We start from the raw sequence: 18,140 nt of genomic DNA, 5'->3' as shown, positions 1-18,140 counted from the left end.
GCTGCCGGTGAGGGCTACGGTGCGTCCGTCGGGCAGGGTTGTGGTGGTGACGGATGTGATCCATCCGTCGTGACCTGTCAAAGGTTCGAGGGCCGGTTCACCCGTTTCAAGGTCCCATACGCGCAGTGTGGTGTCTCTGCTGCCGGTGAGGGCTACGGTGCGTCCGTCGGGCAGGGTTGTGGTGGTGACGGATGTGATCCATCCGTCGTGACCTGTCAAAGGTTCGAGGGCCGGCTCGCCTGTTTGCAGGTCCCATACGCGCACCGTGGCGTCATGTCCGCCGCTGATGACCACCGTCCGGCCGTCAGGCAACGAGGCCGTCGTCACCGCGGTCACCGTCCCGGTGTGCCCCGAGAGGGCCTGGCCAAAGGGCTGGCCTGTGGCAAGCTCCCACCGCCGTACCGTCCCGTCCTGACTCCCCGTGACGACCACGGCGCTTCGGTCGGGCAGCCGGCCGATCACCACGGAAGTCACCGCCCGCCGGTGCCCGGCCAGGGCATCGCCCACCGGCCGTCGAGTGCCGAGGTCCCACACGCGCACAAGACGATCCCAGCCGCCGCTGGCCAGGACAGTGCGACCGTCCGGCAGCAGGCTGGTACCGACGGCCTCTACCGCGCCCGTGTGCGCGAGAATCTCACCCGCACTCGTCGGCCACAGAGCCCACCGCACCCGCCAGAACTGCCCGGTGCCCCCTTCAGGGAGCGCGGTGCCGGTGGCGGCGGCCCACATCTCCAAGGACCCGGCATTGACATCCGGCTGCTCGAAGTCCCATGCATGCGCTACGCGCCGCAAGACCCGCCACAACTCGGCCGTCCGTCTGCTGGCGGCCGCCTGGCGTGCCGCAGCTGGCAGCTGGAGAAATCGGTCGGGATCAAGAAACGGCAGAAGATCAGGGGTGAACACCTCCCCCAGGACACCTCCGGCGCTCGCATGCTCAGCTCCATGACGCCGCACGTACAGCGGCGGCACCCGCATTCCGGCCAGATCGTCACGCGCCTGGGCCGCCAACCGCAGCGCGATGCGCTGCTCAACCCTCTCCACCTCATCCATGACGCGGTCATGGCCTTCGTCCGGGAAGCTCATCAGCGTCCTTCGGTGATCAACTCGCGCCAGCGCTCACGCAAGGTGGTCCGCAGCGCTTCGTGAAAGAGCCGGTAGACAGTCTGGCCGTCCTCCCGGTCGGCCACCAGGTAGGCAGACAGACGCGTGCCCAGCAGCCAAGCGATATCACTGTCACCGAAGCGGTCCGTTCCCTCGCCGGCGACAGCGTTGGCCACAATGGGCCAGATGTGCAGCCAGGGAAGCCCACGCCCGTACGAGAAGGCAAGGGCCCGCAGCAAGTGGATCGCCCGCTCCCGGTCGGCAGAGTCGGGAAGGGTGGTCAGCAGGTCTTCGCGGAACACACCGACAACGCCGTCGCGGACGGCGGACAACCAACCCGGATCCTGAGGGGTGGCGCGCTCGGAGCGATGGGCCAACGACGTGGCAGCAATACGAGCGACCAGGAAGGATTTGCCACCGCTCGCGGCCAGAAGCTGCCCCACCGCTACGGCCTCGGTGGGAGAGTAGGCACAGCCCGGCACGGACCGAATGATGTGCGTGGCGTATTCAGCCACGTCCTGCTGCTGCCACCAGGGAGACTCGTCGACCTGGATGCGCTGCCCGCCCAGCAGACGTTGGGCGATCTCAGCAAGTGAATGCCCGCCCCCCGGCTCCGCTGGCCCGCCATGGCCGGTCGTGCCGCCGCCGACAGACCGGATTCCGAGCAGGAGCCGCACCCGGCGATGTGCGCTGTTGGAATCGAGCCGCGCCAGCACTTCGGACAGGACTCGCGACGGGTCGCTGGCCTCGTCGAGGGCGTCGAGGACGATCGTGCGGGGCTTGTCCTGACCGCTCAGCCACCCCTGCCACGCGGCAAGCAACTCCTCCGTCCCCGCCTGCTGGTACGGCGCACCCGGGATCGGCACACTGAATGCTTGGCACAGTTGCCTGAGGATCTCATGGCCGGTCTTGCCCGTGGCGACGACGGCCGCGTCGACCGCCCCTGGAGGGGGACGTAGATCGTTCTCGATGGCCTCCACTTGCTCTCGGAAGCGGTCGACGAACACCGGGTCGCTCAACGTGACCAGACGCGCCAGGGCAGCCGACTTCCCGCTGCCGGCGCCGCCCGCCACGATCAGCACACCAGCGCCGGATGTGGCAGCGGTGATCAGGCGTTTCATCAAAGCAGCGCGTCCGGTGAACAGCCACCCGGACTCCTCGCCGTGCGCGACGCCGCGGGAACGAGGATCCCAGTGCGAGGACAGGTCCTCCAGAGGCAGGGCGAGGTCACTGCGCTCCGCGGCAAGGGGTGCACGCACATCAGCACGGTAGTGGGGGTTGGGCAGGCACTGGTGACTTCCCGCGCGCTGGCTGCCGGCCAAGGGAATTAGACGCTGGCCCGGTCCAAGCCTGTCTTCGACGGCCTGCAGGAACGAGGTGACGTCCAAGAAGGGGTCGAGCCCGTACTTCTGGCCCTCAGCCGAGCCCAGTTCCTGCAGAAAACTGCTGATCGCCGAGGTGAGCGCACCAGCGACTGCTTCCTGGTTCTTGGTGGCACTCGGCAGGACCAGCCACGTCTGCGGAATGTCCCTGTCGAACGACGCGACCTCTGTGGCGGTCTGCCCCGCGTAACACAGATCGAGGATGAGCAGAAGGTGCTGGATATCGGTTGTGGCGAGCCACGCCACAAGGTCCGCTGTGCGCAGCGCCGTTGACTGAACGCGATCCGATTCCGTTTCGCGCAGAACCATCCAGTGGCGGCCGTCGGCAACGATGCCGTGACCGGTGACGAACACCACGGCCGCATCCGACCATCCCCAGCGTTCCCCAGGAGGCGGGTTTTTCAACGCCGCCCGAATCGCGTCCTCATCCGGATCGCTGGCCAGATGGGGGTGGCGCTGAACGAAGCGCCGCTCATCAAGTTCCTCGCCGCACAACCAGTCATGGAGTGCGCGCACTTCCCCCTCGACGTTAAGTGAGTCGAAGTCATGGTCTTCATACTGCGATGTGGCGATGGCCACGAAATGACGCCGCAGGATTCTCGCACCGCCGGACCTGTCGGTCATGCCGAAAGGCTGGGGAGAGCGGCAAGGACAGCAGTCCCTGTCTCTTCCTTGCTCAAGTAGCGCGTCACCGAGTGGGCATCGCCCTCGTTGTCGACGGACGAAACCTCAGTCACGCCTGGCCATGCCGCATCCAGCTTTCCCGCACAGGCCACCGGGTCCCGGGGGTCGCGCACATTGACCCACGCGGCAGTGGCCGCAGGCAGCCCCTGGGCCGCGCCGAAGCCAGGATCGGGCATCAGCCGGCGCACCATACGCAAACCGAGGGGCGAGCCGAGGGTCAAGAACAAAGACAAAGGATGATCAGGATGGCGCCGGATGAACTCGAAGGCGACAACCGACCCCAAGGAATGCCCGATGAGCACCCTGCAGTCTTCAGGGATGGCGTCGTGCACAGCGGCATCGACTGCTTCCTTGAGCTGCGGGTCGCGCAGGTAACGTCGCACCTGGCGCAACTCGCCGACATAGAGCACGCCCGCACTGGGACCAAAGCGGCGATCAATGGCCCGCAGTACCGGCTGAAGTACCAGCGGTACTCGCGTGTACCGCTTCCCCGGACGCTCGCGGGCCGTCTCAATCTCCTGTGCCGTGACCGCCTCAGCAGAGGCTGACGCGAGATCGTCCAGCTCGTCCCCCTCCAATTCCTCCAGCCACCGCTCCGCCTCCGTCCCCTTGCCGGATGAGCCTGAACGCCGTTGGGTGAACAGATTGGCGTAGAAGGCGATACTCAGCGGGGGAACGCTCACACGCCGACCGCTGGCGAAGGTCAGCCCATCTTGCAGGGCAGGCTTCCATGTCGCTTCAAGCTGAGCAGGCCCCAACTGCTGCTGACCGATGCCGTGCACCCCCACAATGGCCGACATGTGCCCCTCCATGATCACAGGCGACAGCGACGACAGTTCGGCAGCACGGCTCGGTTCACCCCGCTCCATGCCCCATACGTAACATATCGGACGCCTGTGTATGTGCGGCGAACGACGCGTGCGACGAACTGTCGGCGTACTCACCTATGTGCAGAGGTAGGTACGGATGAACGTGCAGAGCAAGTAGTCGTCGATTCGCGGTAACTGCCGTGCGAGATGGTGGGTCGGTGGCTCTTCGTTACTTCAATCAAACCGGCTGGACCGCCATCTTCAATGGCACCGAGACTGAGATCGGCCGCATGGTGCGGGTGGAAGCGTGGGACCCGGCGACCGGAACGGCCCTTGTCGTCGACCCCAAGCGAGGCGCCATGCGCCCCGTCACGGACTACGAGGACTTCTCCCACCTTGAGAAGGCCGACCAGGTCGTAGCCGCAGTGCCTGGAGGCGGGTGGCGGGCGCATTGGAAGGACGAGGGCCCCGGGAAGACCCCGCTGACTGAACAGGTGCTCGCGTGGCTGATCACCTCGCAGGGCCGGGCAACAGCCATCACGATGGATGCTCACGGGCATGTTGACGATGCCGACAGCGCCGATGCCTTCATCCCGCCAGGCGAGGAACTGGGGCAGGCCTGAGGCTTTGGATCAGGCGACTTCCGTCTCGCGCTCGATGGCCTTGAGGCGGTTCTTCAGCCGGTAGCTGGGGCCGTTGATCGCGACGACTTCGCAGTGGTGCGGGAGGCGGTCGAGGATCGCCGTGGCGAGGACCTCGTCGCCGAAGACCTGGCCCCACTCGCTGAAGGTCTTGTTCGAGGTGAGGATGATCGAGCCCTTCTCGTAACGCTTCGAGATCACCTGGAAGACCAGGTTCGCCTCAGCGCGTTCGAGGGGCTGGTAGCCGACCTCATCGACCACGAGCACGCTGGGCCGGAGGTAGGTGCCGAGTTTGCTGGTCAGCCGACCAGCGGTTTCGGCTGTCTTGAGGTTGCGGACCATGTCGTCGAGGCTGGTGAAGTAGATCGAGTAGCCAGGCCGGCAGGCCGCGACCGCGAGGGCGAGGGCGACGGCGATGGGGGTCTTGCCGACTCCGGGTGGCCCGAGGAGGGCCGCGTTGGCCTTGGCCTCCACGAACGACAGGGTCGCGAGGTCCTTGGTCTTGCGCGGATCGAGTTCCGGCTGGAAGGAGAAGTCGTACTCGTCGAGTGTCTTGTGGTGCGGGAGCCGGGAGAGCCGCAGGCCCTGGCGGAAGCGGCGGTCGTCGCGGACAGCCAGTTCCTCGGAAAGGACCAAGTCCAGGAAGTCGAGGTAACCCATCTTCGCCTCGTCGGCCCGCCGTGAGTACTCGTTGACGGCTTCGGCCAGGTGGGGCAGGCCGAGCTTGGCGGCCGTGGTGCGGATACGGTTGCCGGTCAGCTCGCTCAAGACGTTTCCTTGCTCTGGGAACGGGTGGTGAAGGGGCAGGTGCCAGTCAGTTCGTCATAGACCGACAGCGGTCGGCGGCCGACCTCGACGCGGGTGGCCGCGGCCCGGTTCAGCAGGGCCTGGAGCGATCCGGCTTCTCTGCTGCCTGGACGCTCGCGGCCGGGCAGGGCGGGGACGTCGCCGGTGGTGGTCCGGCGTCCCTTGCCGGTGGGCAGGCCGTCCCAGTGTGTCTCGTCGACGACGCGGACTCCGCGGCCGACGGCCCGAGGGTGGATGGCCAGCAGCGTCTCCCCGCCGTTGCCGGAGGCTGTTGAGTGCAGCATGACCTGCGACTTCGTGGCCCGGATCTCCACCAGTTGCCGGGGACGGACCTTGCGGGCCGGCACCGAGTAGAGGTTGCCGCCGAAGGCGACCAGGCAGTCCTTGCCGACCGGCCGCAGATGCCGTTCGGCCACCAGATACGGGGTGGGCGGCAATAAGCGGAGGGCCGCGTGATCGCGGGCGGCTCGCTCGCCGATGACATCCCGGTGCGTCTTGTGGATCTGGGCCCGCCGGTGCGGCACCCAGGCGGTGAACGCGGCGTCCATCTCCTCGATGGAGGAGAAGGCCCGGCCGGACAGGACGTGGTCGCGGACGATGAGCACCTGGCGTTCGACGCGGCCTTTGCCGGTGGGGCGGTAGGCGGCCAGGACGTCGATGTCGAAGTCGTAGTGGCCTGCGAAGCCGACTGCCTCCGGATGCAGCGGAACGGCCTCGCCTGGGGCGACATGGCGGCGGACGACAGTCTTGGTGCGGTCGTAGACGATCGTCATCGGAGCCCCGCCGAAGTGCGCGAAGGCCCGGCGGTGGCAGTCGAAGAAGGTCTGCAGGTCCTGGCTGGTGGTGAAGCAGCAGAACGGGTCGCGTGAGTACGACAGGACCATGTGGAAGGAGTAGACCTTCTCAATTCCCACGTGAGCGAGGATTTTTCCCTCGTCGCCCCAGTCCACTTGAGCCTGGGCGCCTGGGATCACCTCGAACCGGCGGTGCATCCCCGCCAGCTCCCGCGGTGTGATGCCCAGTTCCTCGGCGATCCTCGGGCGGGCCTCCTGGACATAGAGCTTGACTCGCTGGTAATTGCCGGTGAATCCGTATTCCCTGGCCAGCCGCTCGTGGATCACCGCGGCCTTCATCAAGACCTCGGCCCTCAGCATCGCATCGATCAGGGGCGCCACCTCGTCGACCACCCGCTTGCGTGTCTGGCCGTCGCCGATCGCCGTGGCGGCCCCGCCGGCCCCTCGGCCGACAGATATTTACTGACAGTCCGCCAGTTCAGCCCGGTCTCCCTGGCGACCTCCGACACGCTCATCGCGCCGGACTCCACCAGACCACGAAAACGCCGGAGCTCCAGCCACCGCTGCGGGTCCAGAACCACAGCTGCCCCTATCTACCGCCTCGGACACAGCAGGCAGCAGCGTGCCGGTCACCGACACCGGGCACAGCAAGAACCCTGTACGTTCAGCCGTACGGGACTCTGCACGTTCACTTGTACGCCGACAACCTCCGGCGAACCGACCTTGACCGCAGCAAGGGCCAACTGCGCCTGCGCCGGGCCGGACGCATGGACCACGTCATCTACCTCGACGCCTTCACCCTGCGCCTGGCCACAGCGTGGGAACTCCAGCGCCACCGGCGCTAGCCCGACAGCTCCAACCCCCACCTCTTCGTCACCCGCAACACCGCCGTCGACGACTTCGGCCCGCCCATCAGCGCCGGCGTGATCCAGCAGCTGTTCCAACGAGTCGGCCTGCCGGCCGGCCGCCTACGCGTGGCTCTTACATGCGCAGCTGTGTCGATGAAATCGTACGGCCCCACCCCCGCGGCCCCGGTCGCGGAGCAGCCGGCGCAGCGAGCCGTGGTGCCGGGCGGATTCTCCTCACCGGAGGTCGAGCCTGATCCCTCACCGGGGCGGCGTCGCCCCCACCGGCCTCGCCCGTCTCGGGGCTGAGACCGGCGAGGCGTATCCGGCGAGCCGTCGCAGGGCAGCCGGTCGTCTGCTCTCCGGGGCGTGGATGACCACGAGGGCGGCGGGTCAGGTTCGGGTGACGCCGTAGCCGGTGTCGTTGAGGGCGGCCGTCCAGACCTCGCGGTTGAACCACTTGGTGATGTCGGGCTGCATCGCGGTGATGGTGTCCATACGGGCCTGCCAGTCGGTGCCGGTGGACCGTTTGTCCTGGCAGCCGGTGCAGCCGTCCTCGCCGTGGATATGGCCGGCCATCCAGGCGTTGACAGCGACGTTGACGATGACGCTGTACAGGTCGCCGCCTCTCTCCTCCAGGGCGTCAGGCACGCCCGCGAGGATGAGCGCCAGCTCCGGGTTGTCGATCGGCGGCATCGGCGCGCGCCCCACCTGGCCGGGCGTGCTGCTGCGCTCGGCCGTCTGCCGCCCCATGAACAGCCCAACACCGCCTCACAGCAAGAGCTTGGCCGCGGCGGGGGTGGCGACGAGGTCGGCGTGGCCGTCGCCGGGAATGCCGTGCCGGTATCCGGGGGATCCCGGGTCGGTGCCTGGGGCGTAGATGAAGTCGGCGGGCGTCGGCTCGAGCTTTACCGTGTCGAGCGTTCCGTCGACGGGGGAGTGGTTGGCTCGTCGTCATCGGCTTGCGCGTCCAGAGCAACTGGTGAGGACGGCCGCCGTCGCGCAGTGGGCGCGGATCGGGGGTGCAAGCTGCTGAAGCCGGATGCTGCCGGCAGTTCGCCGACCATCTCACCGCCGTCGGCGCCGCCTACGGATTGGTGTACGTTTCGCCGGCCCGTGCAGCCACGACGCCGTCGACCTGCGTGGTCCGTACGATTGCTGCCGACCGCAGTTGTCGACGAGGGGGGTCGTGTGTGAATCCGCGGAGCGTCGACGCGTAAGCTGCGGCGATGGTTTGGTCAGACGGCTGCACGGCGCCGACGGCGCGCTATCACATAGGCGGCCGTTGCAGCGGCGCCGCCGATTGCGAGCCCGAGGCCGATATTGGTTTCCAGGCCGCTCGGGCGTGAAGCTCCGCCCACGCCTACCTGGGCACCGCGGGTCGGCATCGCGGTCGGGTTTGCAGGTTGGACGGCTGTCCCGCTGCGCCTGGGCAGCACCTCACAGGCAATGCCGTCGTCCGGGCCCTGGTCCTCGTCCAAACGGTTGGGGTCACTTGGGTCCCTGTTGAACTCGGCTTGGGCGTCTTCCTGGAATAGAAAGTCGCGGCAGTCGAGGTCCTGCGCGTACGCGACGCCCGCCGTTGGGCAGGTCAAAGCGACAGCGATGGCTATGGCGGATACTGCGGTGCGACTGCTAATGGCAGCCTCCTCGAGCTCCGTCCCCCACCACCTCGACGGTAGAGGGACTGACCAGCTCCAGCGCCTGGGAGCACTCCGAAGGGGTGAAACACCCGGCTCCGGCCCCGGCTCCGGCCCCGGCCCCGGCTCCGGCCCCGGCCCCGGCCCGGAGCCGGGGCAGTGGGCGATACCCCGAATCCCGCTGAGCTACGACCGGGCGGTCCTCGCGGGGGCGGTGGTGCGGGAGAAGCTGGGCACCGCCACCGCCGTGGGACGACGTCGCCGCACACCCAGCAAGTGGCGATACCCGAGCTGCTGCTCGCGCACCAGGACGCCGACCCCGACCGCCCGGAGCCGCAGGACGAACCCCGGTCAGCGATCGACCTGACAGCGCTGCGGGCTGTGAAGCAGTCACGCACGGAGGGGAAGGCCTTAGAGTTGACCGACGAGCAAAGTAGGGGCCCTATACGGGCCCGTCACCGGTGGCCCCTGGAATTCGGCTACTCGCCGCAGCCCTGGCGCGATACTCGAAAGTGGATTCGCCCTTTTGTTCTGACTATCCGGTTTGGTAACTCGTCAACTTGAGGCGCTGGTTGCTTCGTAATGTGAGCGCCCTGCCAGGCCCCGTAAGCTGGCGCCGTACCGGCCCCGGCCGCCCGAGTCTCGTATGTCTCGGTGCGGGCTATGGCAGGGGGTAGCCGCCGGCGCCCGTGTATACCGAGTCGCCGACGGGGCGTTCCTGTTCGGTGCCGTCCGAGGGGTGGTTGGCGACGGCGTTCTGCCACACCAGCGTGGTGGAGCCGCCGCCGTCCATGTTGAGGGCGTCCACTGCTCCGAGGTCCTTCAGGAGCGTGGCGAGCTCCAGTCGGGTGGCGCCCTTGCTGATGGCGGTGTGCCTGCCGTCGACGGTCAACAGGAGGGTGCGGCCGTACCCGTCGGTGGCGACCGCTGTACGGGGCGCCGCGTCGGGGACGACCGCAGTGCCGTCGGCGTTCGTCGGCTGCGTGTAGGCGATCTGCCCGTCCCGCATCAGCAGGTCACCGCCTGCGGTGATGTACATCGAGGGCTCGAGGGCCAAAGTGTCACCGAAGCGGGTGTCGGTCACGGTCTCGGGAAGCTCCAGCTCGGTGCCGGCCGGCGCGTTGGCGCGTAGCCAGTCCGCGCCCCCGCCAATGCCTTGGAGAATGCGGCCGCCGACGGGCACGGTGCGCCCGCCCCGGTTGCCGCGCTGGCACGTGGGGGCGGTGACGAGGGCCGAGTCGTAGCAGGCGGTGACCTTGTCGTGGGCGTCGAGGACGACCTCGATGCCCTCGTCCGTGCTGATCGGACCCTCGGCGCCTGGGTTGTCGGGGTCGTTGGCGGTGGTGATGAACGCGGTGGTCGGCGTGGACGCGCCGTACTCCGGCGTGAAGGAAACGATCTCGGAGGTGTCCCAACAGACGCCGTCGCCGTCGATGGTCTCGCCCGAGTCCCGGCCCTCGCAGTGGGCGATGCGCCCCGGTATCCGGTTGATGCCGTCCAGCTGACGCGCGGCGACCGCAGAGTTTTTCGGCTTGACCGTCAGAGTGGTGCTCAGCTCGGTGATGTAGGCCCGGCCGTGCTGGAGCACAAGCGCGGAGCCGACCGGCTTGCTGCCCTTGCCCTTGACGGCCTCACTGACGAGCTTCCCGCCGCGCACCAGGATGCCGCTCACGTCACCGTCGTAGGTGTTGGCGGACGGGTTCTTGACATTGCCGTCGAAGAAAGAGCCGTTGACGCCCGCCCGGGGCTGGCGCAGTGCGTTGACGGACACGCCCTGCAGCATTGACGAGGTGGTCTGGGAGGTGGACAGTCCGCTGCCGTAGGTGCCCTTCAGCGTCAGGGGAGCCTTGTCCGGGTCGATCACGACGACGTTGACGTTCCAGGGTCCGGTGCCGCCCGAGTACGTGGTCCGGGTGACGCCCGCCACAGTGGTGTCGACCGTCTTCTTCGAGCCGGACTCCAGCACGGCCAGGGTCAGGCCCGTCTCCGCGGCAGCCGCGCCCGGGACGGAGTAGGGGGTGACCATGACCGACGCGGCCATGACGAGCGCCGCGGCGCCTCGCTTGACGGCGCGCTTCCTGATGGTGCGCTGGGTGCTGCTGTTCACGGTGGATTCCTCGGTGGTCAGCACTGGCTCGTCCCGGTGACCAGCTTGTGGGAGGTGAAACCGGCCGCGTACGGCTGCGGGATGACCGTCGCGTCCGATCTGAGCACCACGTACTTGCCGTAGGTCTTACCGCTGTCACTCCACGAGCCCGTGAAATCGGGGTCCGGGTAGAAACAGGCGTGCTTGTCGGTGTAATTGGCGACTGAGACCACCCGGTCGTCGAATCCCTGGCTGTACAGGGTGACGTCGCCCTGCGTCGCGGTCATCGCGCCGCGGCCGCCGGGCTCGGTGAACAGACACAGGTAGCCGTTGTCACAGCGCTCGAAGCCGGTGAAACAGCCTGCCTTGGACTTGGCCATCTTGTGGGAGGTGACCTGGTCGTTCAGATTCGTGCTGGTGTCGGCCAGATTGCCGCGGTAGCCGGGGCGCAGCGCCTGCACGGTGCCGCCGTAGTAGCCGTCCCGGTATACACAGGCCCAGTACGGGGAGTTGTTGTGCACCGAGCTGACCTTGTCATCCCACTCGGCGGAGTAGAGCTGGACCGGAGCCTGCGGGCCGAAGGACAGCGTCGTGCCCTGGCCGTCGGCGTCGGTGTAGATGCACAGACGGCCGGCGTCACAGCTCTGCCATTCGGCTGCACTGGCCCGGGAGACGGACAGCGAGGAGAGCACGAGCGTTACGAGCGAGATGCCCATGACTGCCCATGCCAGAGAGCGTTTCACAGAGAAGACTCCAAATGGTATGTCAGTTCAACTGACGATATCGGGTGATCGCGAGGCGGTCCGGCGCGAGGGCAGGTGGGACGCCGCTCGACGCGGGCGCGGATCCGCTAATGCTCAGCGGCAGGCGAACTCCGCCCCGCCCAGACCGATCATCCCGCCCAGAACACCCATCGCCACACGCACCGAACACCACGCACACGAGTGCGTCGGGCGGAGGGGAACGAGGTTCTGCTCACTGGTCACGACGGGCATCTTCGCTGGCGGCCATGCCTGCATGCCACGGCAGGACCCTACCTTCGGGGAAACGCACCGGGTGTCCGCTCAGGGTTCGTCCGGACCTCTAAACGCCGACCCGATGCTCGCCCAGGCCGGGAGACCCTCCCCGGCCCAGGCGTTCTGCCCGGCGGGCACGCGTCCGAGGCCAAGTTCGAGGATGCAGATGCCTGCTGTTCACCCGCCCGGCAGAGCGGCCCGACACTCCTGCAGTCCCAACGCGGAAGCCTGATCCAGCACCACTTTCCAGACCTCATCACCGCGCGGAACAGCTGCCGTATGGCGGCGGTCTGGGGAGCGGGGCGGTGCGGGTCCGCGGGCGTCTCGGGGGCCACGACCAGCACCTGGAGACTGCTGTCTGTAGCCGATTGAATGCGAAGGATTGATGTCCGGCTTGTCGATGCCGCGTGTCTCCGGGCCGGCGTCAACGGGCATGCCGTCCAGACTCCTTGCCCGCGGAAATGCCTGCGGGCCGCGTACGAGCGTTGTGTTGGCACCTGTGCGGGCTCTGTCCCAGGCCGTGCTCGTCGGGGGGCTACCCAGTCACCCGGGCCTGCTGACCGCCAGCGACCGCCCCTCGCATTCCGGCCTTTGCTTGCCGTTCCTCGGGTCCAGCTTGTCGGCCTCGTTGTAGTGGTTTTCCGCGAAGGAGGTCCAGCAGGAGTGGGCGATCGACGGCCCGTGGCAGCGGGTGTTTACCAATCTTCTCGCCCAGGCGGACGCCGACGGGGATCTCGGCTGGGTCGTAGCGGTCGACTCAACGATCGTCCGTGCCCATCAGCACGCGGGCGGGGCCCGAAAAAGGGGGCGCTGGCCGGGGAGCCGGAGGACCATGCCCTCGGTCGGTCCCGCGGAGGGCTGACCACCAAGGTCCACTTGGACGCAGACGGCAACCGCTTTGCCAAGCGCCACACCCAACTCACCGCCCCACGCCAGACCGAGCCGAAGCCATAGTTGTTAAGGCCACCACCCGGGGCTCCAAGGTCCGGGATCGCATCGTTGGCTATTCTCACCCTCGAAGATCGACAACTCGGTACGGCGCCTGCCCAGGCCGATGCCCGCAACAGGGCCGCAGGCATCGTGAGCGCCGGTCCTCCAGGGGATGGAAAAAGTGCGCAACCGGCCTGTCGCCGTGAAGGCGAGATGGTCGCCAGGCATGCACGAGACCACCCAAACCAGTGATCGTGTCGACCGGCGCCTGAAGTGCGCACGGGTCACGGAGGACGTCCACACCGTCCGGCCCGATGGCGATCAGCACGGTGAGGGGGACGAAGGTGCCGATGGGCGCGACCAAAGTGACCACCACTCACTGTGCTGATACGCGACACAGGAGCCGAAGCAAAACCTGGGCGTACGCGTCAGCGACGCGACACAGGCGACGCCCGGGCCTCCGGTGGGGCGTCGCCGGCCCTGCGCCCGCGCAAGGGGGCTGAGGTCCCCGACCGGGGCGTCAGTTCCAACAATCGGTCCTGAGGCTGCCCGCACTGCGGCGGCACGCCGGACGGCTATGACAATGAATGCGACGGAGAGGCGCACGACTGAGGACGATCTTCAGTCAGCCGGCCTGGTGCGCCAATTCCGGCATGCCCTATCGCAGCCTGGTCGAATTCTCGGGTGCCGACGGGTCGGCGACGGAGAACTCGCTTGAGTGTGACCGGTCGACGGCCCGCGCGTCCTCTATTACCCGAAGGGGTTTTGCGGGCGCGGACCTGCCGCTTCCAGACGACGACGCATGCCGGACAACGATCACCAACGCGCCCCGCCGCCGGTATCTGGTCCTGCCGCTCCAAGGCTGCGACCTGCCGTGCCCCAGCTTGAGCTGCTGGTGGGGAGTTCATGGCACGCGCGTTTGGTAATGAGGCTTGAACTGAGCGACGAGCAGGGCGACATCATCGTGATCCTCCGGGCGGTGTAGTGCGTTGAGGAGCCGGTCACAGAGCTCTTCGGGGCGCAGCGGAGGGCCGTCGAGGAGATGGAGGAGGGTGTCCAGGCGCTGGTCGATGGGCTGGTCGCGTGTTTCGATCAGCCCATCGGTGTAGAGGACGAGCTGGTCGCCGGTTGTCAGGGGGATGGTGGTGGATTCGAAGGGGATGCCGCCGACGCCGAGCGGAGCTCCGGTGGGCAGGTCAAGTAGTTCCGGGGGTCTTCCGGCGTGTATGAGGGCGGGTGGCATGTGCCCGGCGTTGGCAATGCGGCACTGGGCACGGACGGGGTCGTAGACCGCGTATAGGCAGGTGGCGATGTAGTGCTCCAGGCCTGCGGTGATCTTGTCGAGGTGCTGGAGTACTTGGGTGGGATCGAGGTCGAGGTCGGCGAAGGCGCAGGTGGCGGTGCGCAGGCGGCCCATGGCCGCGGCGGCGTCGATGCCGCTGCCCATCACGTCGCCCACCACCAGTGCGGTCTTGTCGCCGTTCAGGGGGATGACGTCGTACCAGTCGCCGCCGACCTCGCTGGAGGCCTGGGCCGGCTCATAGCGGGAGGCAACGTCCAGGCCAGGCAGGGGCGGCGGGCGGCCCGGTAGCAGGCTTCGTTGAAGGGTGACGGCGGAATTGCGCACGCTCTGGTACCAGCGGGCGTTGTCGATGCTGACGGCGGCTCGGCCTGCCAGCTCACTGGCCAGAATGGCATCGTCCCCATCGAAGGGAAGTGGGTTGCGGGCTCGTAGGAGACCCAGGGCACCGAGTACCTCGCCGCGGGCGATCAGCGGCACCGCCAGATAGGAATGCACACCGGCCCGGGCAAGGCGCGCTGCGGCGTCCTCGTCGCGGGCTATGCGCGCGAAGTCCCGTTGGCCGACATGCGGCACGAGGACGGGCTGGCCGGTGTGGACGCACAGGGTGACCAGGCGATCGGCGCCATATCGGGCGAGGCTTCCCGGAGGGTCCGGGGCGCTGGCCGCTTCGGAGGGGTAGGCGGCTTTCACCGCGAGAGCCCGGAAGAGTTCCGGGCCGCTGGCCGGTGCGCCGGGCCTGTGCAGGGCGAGGATCGAGTCGAGGACGTCTACGGTGACCACGTCGGCGAGCTCGGGCACGGTCACGTCGGCCAGCTCACGGGCGGTGCGGTCCACCTCCAAGGTGGTGCCGACACGGGCGGAGGCATCCGCGATCAGGGCCAGGCGCCGCCGCGCGCGATCCGCTTCGGCGGCCGCACGGTGACGCTCGGTGACATCGATCACGGAAGTCGCCACTCCCAGGACCCGGCCGCCAGGGTCCTCGAGCCGGTAGAAGGAAAGAGACCAGGCGCGGTCCTCGTCCGGGTCAGCGGGCGTAGAGCCGACTGCGTACTGGTCAAGCAGCGGAGTGCCGGTGGTCAGGACCTGGCGCAGCGCCGACTCGATGGTGTCGACGTCAAGGAAGGGCAGGGTGTCGCTGAAGTGGCGGCCGAAGTGTTCCGCGGCCGGGATGCCGTCGATGCGCTCAAGCGCGGGGTTGACCAGGCGGTAGCACAGGTCGGTGTCCAGCAGAGCCAAGCCGATGGGGGACTGGGAGACCAGACGCTCCGACAACGCGAGATCGGTCTCGACTCGCTGAACGGTGGTGTGGTCGGCAGCGATGCCGAGGGCATAGACCTCCCCGAGGTCATCCAGCAGCCGCATGTTGCGGAACTCCACCAGCCGGGTGCTGCCATCCTTGTGGCGGACGGGGAAGGCACCGGCCCAGCTCTGCCCGCTCGCCATGACTTCGGTAAACAGCTTGATCACCAGTTCGAGATGTTCCTCGTGGACCAACAGCTGTCCCGCGTACTGGCCCAGGGCCTCATCGGCGGTGTACCCGAACAGCACCTCGGCTTGCGGGCTCCAGAACACGATCCGCCCACCGGCGTCCAGTACCACCGCGGCGACACTGAGCACATCCAGCAGACCCCTCGGCCGGGCGTCGCCGCCATCTGACCAGTCTCCATCGACCCAAAGAGATTCCCCAGGCATGCCAGGTCCTCCCTTCGCGAGCCGGCGGCAGCAATGCCTTCCCGACTTTGAGCGGTATCCGAGTCAGGTGCCCTGCATCCTTCCTCCACCGGCCCTTCGCAGGCAGCAGCAGGCCTCCGGCCTTTCCGCCGTCGGCTGGACCACCCGGGCCGCGTGCCCTGGCCCATCGCAATAGCAACATCGAATCCGACGCGCCACCCGGCGTCTCGGCGGAGAATCAACCTTCTACTTGCAATTCCAGGCTTCCGTGAACCTGGGATTCCCGCATTCGCAAGCAGTTCGAAGGCGGCATGACCTGCACACCACGACCCTCCCCGCGCGACAGCTGCCCCGTACGTCATGCACCGCCAGCCGGACGGTCAGCCGCTTCGGCACCGGCTGGATTGCTTTGGTCGGCCGGGGGCTGATCGGCGAGGAGGTCCGCTGTGGAGCGGATCAACGGGCAGCGCGTACAGCTGCACCGGGGTGAGTGGCTCCGCCGCGCGTTGAGGGTCCGGGCTGAGGCCGCCCTGGCCCGGCGTCTGGGACTGCCAACGGGCAGCGGCGGGGCTCACCCCTCATGGCGCGGTGACCTGGGCCTGGTCGTAGTCTGCGGCCATGACTGACACCCCGACACTGACTCCCGCGCAAGCCTTCGAGATGCTGCTGGCCGGCAACCAGCGATTCGTCTCAGGAACACCGGAGCACCCCAACCAGGACGCCGCGCGCCGCTCCGAAATCGCACCGGCCCAGAACCCCTTCGCGGTGCTGTTCGGCTGCTCCGACTCCCGCCTGGCCGCCGAGATCATCTTCGACCGGGGGCTCGGTGACCTGTTCGTCGTCCGCACCGCGGGCCACGTGACCGGGCCGGAGGTGTTGGGCAGCATCGAGTACGGGGCGAGCGTGCTGAACTGCTCCCTGGTGGTGGTCCTCGGCCACGACTCATGCGGCGCGGTCGCGGCCACCCGCGCGGCGGTGGAGGACGGGGTGGCCGCGCCCGGGTATGTGCGGGACGTCATCGAGCGGGTCACGCCGAGCGTGCTGGCCGCCCGCGCCGACGGGCTGACCGAGGACAGCGACGTCATAGCTGAGCACGTACGGCACACCGTCGACCTGCTGCTGGACCGCTCCCGGGTGCTGGCCGACCACGTGAAGGCCGGACAGACCGCCGTGGTGGGCCTGTCCTACCGGCTGACCGACGGCAGCGCCCACCTGGTCACCACCCGCGGCCTGGACGTCACCGCCGACTCCGCATCGTGACCGGAGCTCCGCCGGCCGTTGCACAGCCACGTCACGCCGTGCATCGCCCACGGAGCCGGTCACGCTGCCTATCCCGCACCTCGTGCAAGCCTGGCCCTTTTCCGCGGACTGCGAGGGGTGCCACGGGTGGGAACCGTGATCACTGTCGAGGGACGCTAGCGGGTTGAGGAGGGCCGGGGTCCGGCGGCGCGGCGGAGCCGGTTGGCGATCGCGAGTCCCATCCCCTCCTCCACCGGCAGGGACGCGATGATGAGGTCGCATCCTTGCTGGTCGAGTTCGCGCAGGAACCCGTACAGCCCGCGCGCGTAGGCGGCCAGCGAACCGGGGACCGCCACCACCGCGTGCGCCTTCACCTCAGCGTCGGCGAAGGCGGCAGGAAGAAAGACGCCGACCCGGTGCCCCAGTTCCTGCGCCAGCTCCGCTTCGGCGACGACCTTCTCGGGCTCGACGAGGACGACCCGCGCACGCGGCGCGTAGTGGGAAGGATGCTGGCCCGGAACCCGGACGCGGCTCGCCGTTGGGACCGCGAGCGGGTACCCCAGCACCGCTTCGAGGTCCTCGCGCGTCACCCCGCCCGGCCGCAGGATGCTCGGGCTCTCGCCCATGACGTCGACGATGGTCGATTCGACGCCGACCTCGCAGGGGCCGCCGTCCAGCACGAAGTCGACTCCATCGCCGAGCTCCGCACGGACGTCGTCCGCCGTGGTGGGGCTGACCGAGCCGAACCGGTTGGCGGACGGGGCCGTCACACCGCCGCCGAAGGCCGACAACAGCGCGAGCGCGACGGGGTGGTCGGGCACGCGCACGGCCACGGTCTCCAGGCCACCGGTCGCTTCGAGGGGCACCCGGCGACCGCGCCGCAGGACCAGCGTCAGCGGCCCCGGCCAGAAGTGTTCGGCCAGCAGGCGCGCGGTCGCGGGCACGTCCTCGACCCAGTCGCCCAGCTGCTCCGCACCGCCGATGTGGACGATCAGCGGGTGGGAGGGCGGGCGCCCCTTGACCTGGAAGATCCGCGCGACGGCGGCGGGATCCTCTGCGTTGGCGCCCACGCCGTAGACGGTTTCGGTCGGGAAGGCCACCAGGCCTCCGGCGCGCAGCACACCAGCTGCCTTTTCGATGTCACTGGTTCTTGCCGTCACCCTCGCAATCCTCTCACTGATCCCGCTCTCCG

Annotated in this window: 13 protein-coding genes and 1 pseudogene; 4 read left to right on the top strand and 10 right to left on the bottom strand. The window is 68.2% G+C overall.

Annotated features, from left to right (window positions below):
• The 3 genes from ACZ7J0_RS32120 to ACZ7J0_RS32110 form a co-directional block, all read right to left on the bottom strand.
• On the bottom strand, positions 1-1,083 hold a 1,083-nt coding region (locus tag ACZ7J0_RS32120; RefSeq protein WP_470893310.1), incomplete at its 3' end, for a WD40 repeat domain-containing protein.
• Positions 1,083-3,107: an AAA family ATPase gene (locus tag ACZ7J0_RS32115; protein ID WP_470893308.1), complete on the bottom strand. Its 2,025-nt coding sequence runs from the start codon at positions 3,105-3,107 to the stop codon at positions 1,083-1,085. The genes ACZ7J0_RS32115 and ACZ7J0_RS32120, both read right to left, overlap by 1 nt.
• The gene (locus ACZ7J0_RS32110; protein ID WP_470893306.1) at positions 3,104-4,036 is read right to left on the bottom strand and encodes an alpha/beta fold hydrolase; all 933 of its coding nucleotides are present in this window, start codon (positions 4,034-4,036) and stop codon (positions 3,104-3,106) included. The genes ACZ7J0_RS32115 and ACZ7J0_RS32110 overlap by 4 nt, the downstream gene beginning before the upstream one ends.
• Before the next feature lie 158 nt (positions 4,037-4,194).
• Here ACZ7J0_RS32110 and ACZ7J0_RS32105 point away from each other — a divergent pair, with 158 nt between their 5' ends.
• Positions 4,195-4,599, top strand: coding sequence for a hypothetical protein (locus ACZ7J0_RS32105; RefSeq protein ID WP_470893304.1), 405 nt, complete (start codon positions 4,195-4,197; stop codon positions 4,597-4,599).
• A gap of 9 nt (positions 4,600-4,608) precedes the next feature.
• On the opposite strand, the gene istB is transcribed toward ACZ7J0_RS32105, so the two are convergent.
• Together istB and istA are read right to left on the bottom strand one after the other, a co-directional pair.
• Positions 4,609-5,385 carry an IS21-like element helper ATPase IstB gene (gene istB / locus ACZ7J0_RS32100; protein ID WP_470893302.1) on the bottom strand — a complete coding sequence of 259 codons (777 nt, stop codon included), beginning with the start codon at positions 5,383-5,385 and terminating at the stop codon, positions 4,609-4,611.
• Positions 5,382-6,611, bottom strand: coding sequence for an IS21 family transposase (gene istA, locus ACZ7J0_RS32095; RefSeq protein WP_470893300.1), 1,230 nt, complete (start codon positions 6,609-6,611; stop codon positions 5,382-5,384). The genes istB and istA overlap by 4 nt, the downstream gene beginning before the upstream one ends.
• Before the next feature lie 299 nt (positions 6,612-6,910).
• On the opposite strand from istA, the gene ACZ7J0_RS32090 reads away from it, so the two are divergent.
• Positions 6,911-7,063 carry a hypothetical protein gene (locus ACZ7J0_RS32090; RefSeq protein WP_470893298.1) on the top strand — a complete coding sequence of 51 codons (153 nt, stop codon included), beginning with the start codon at positions 6,911-6,913 and terminating at the stop codon, positions 7,061-7,063.
• A gap of 393 nt (positions 7,064-7,456) precedes the next feature.
• Here ACZ7J0_RS32090 and ACZ7J0_RS32085 read toward each other — a convergent pair whose 3' ends face one another.
• From ACZ7J0_RS32085 to ACZ7J0_RS32075, 3 genes are all read right to left on the bottom strand, one after another.
• Complete coding sequence (locus ACZ7J0_RS32085) at positions 7,457-7,816, bottom strand: hypothetical protein (protein ID WP_470893296.1); 360 nt, start codon at positions 7,814-7,816, stop codon at positions 7,457-7,459.
• A 1,548-nt stretch (positions 7,817-9,364) separates the two neighbouring features.
• Entirely contained in the window at positions 9,365-10,810 is a 1,446-nt protein-coding gene (locus ACZ7J0_RS32080) for a phosphodiester glycosidase family protein (RefSeq protein ID WP_470893294.1), read from the bottom strand.
• A gap of 17 nt (positions 10,811-10,827) precedes the next feature.
• A complete protein-coding gene (locus tag ACZ7J0_RS32075) occupies positions 10,828-11,505 on the bottom strand; it encodes a peptidase inhibitor family I36 protein (RefSeq protein WP_470893292.1) in 678 nt (225 codons plus the stop codon).
• 964 nt (positions 11,506-12,469) lie between these two features.
• On the opposite strand from ACZ7J0_RS32075, the pseudogene ACZ7J0_RS32070 reads away from it, so the two are divergent.
• Positions 12,470-12,699: pseudogene (locus ACZ7J0_RS32070) on the top strand (IS5/IS1182 family transposase); the annotation flags it as partial.
• A gap of 940 nt (positions 12,700-13,639) precedes the next feature.
• Here ACZ7J0_RS32070 and ACZ7J0_RS32065 read toward each other — a convergent pair.
• Positions 13,640-15,730: a SpoIIE family protein phosphatase gene (locus tag ACZ7J0_RS32065; RefSeq protein ID WP_470893291.1), complete on the bottom strand. Its 2,091-nt coding sequence runs from the start codon at positions 15,728-15,730 to the stop codon at positions 13,640-13,642.
• Between the two features lie 597 nt (positions 15,731-16,327).
• Between ACZ7J0_RS32065 and ACZ7J0_RS32060 the strand changes: the two genes are divergently transcribed.
• On the top strand, positions 16,328-16,969 hold the full coding sequence (locus ACZ7J0_RS32060; RefSeq protein ID WP_470893289.1) for a carbonic anhydrase: 642 nt from the start codon (positions 16,328-16,330) through the stop codon (positions 16,967-16,969).
• 155 nt (positions 16,970-17,124) lie between these two features.
• Here the strand turns inward: ACZ7J0_RS32060 and ACZ7J0_RS32055 are convergent, their stop codons facing one another.
• Positions 17,125-18,108, bottom strand: coding sequence for an L-threonylcarbamoyladenylate synthase (locus ACZ7J0_RS32055; protein ID WP_470893287.1), 984 nt, complete (start codon positions 18,106-18,108; stop codon positions 17,125-17,127).
• Between the last annotated feature and the right edge of the window lie 32 nt (positions 18,109-18,140).

It is taken from the genome of Streptomyces sp. NPDC038280, from assembly GCF_055600045.1.
The sequence above is the reverse complement of the archived record's forward strand: the minus strand, read 5'-3'. Positions and strand labels throughout refer to the sequence as shown.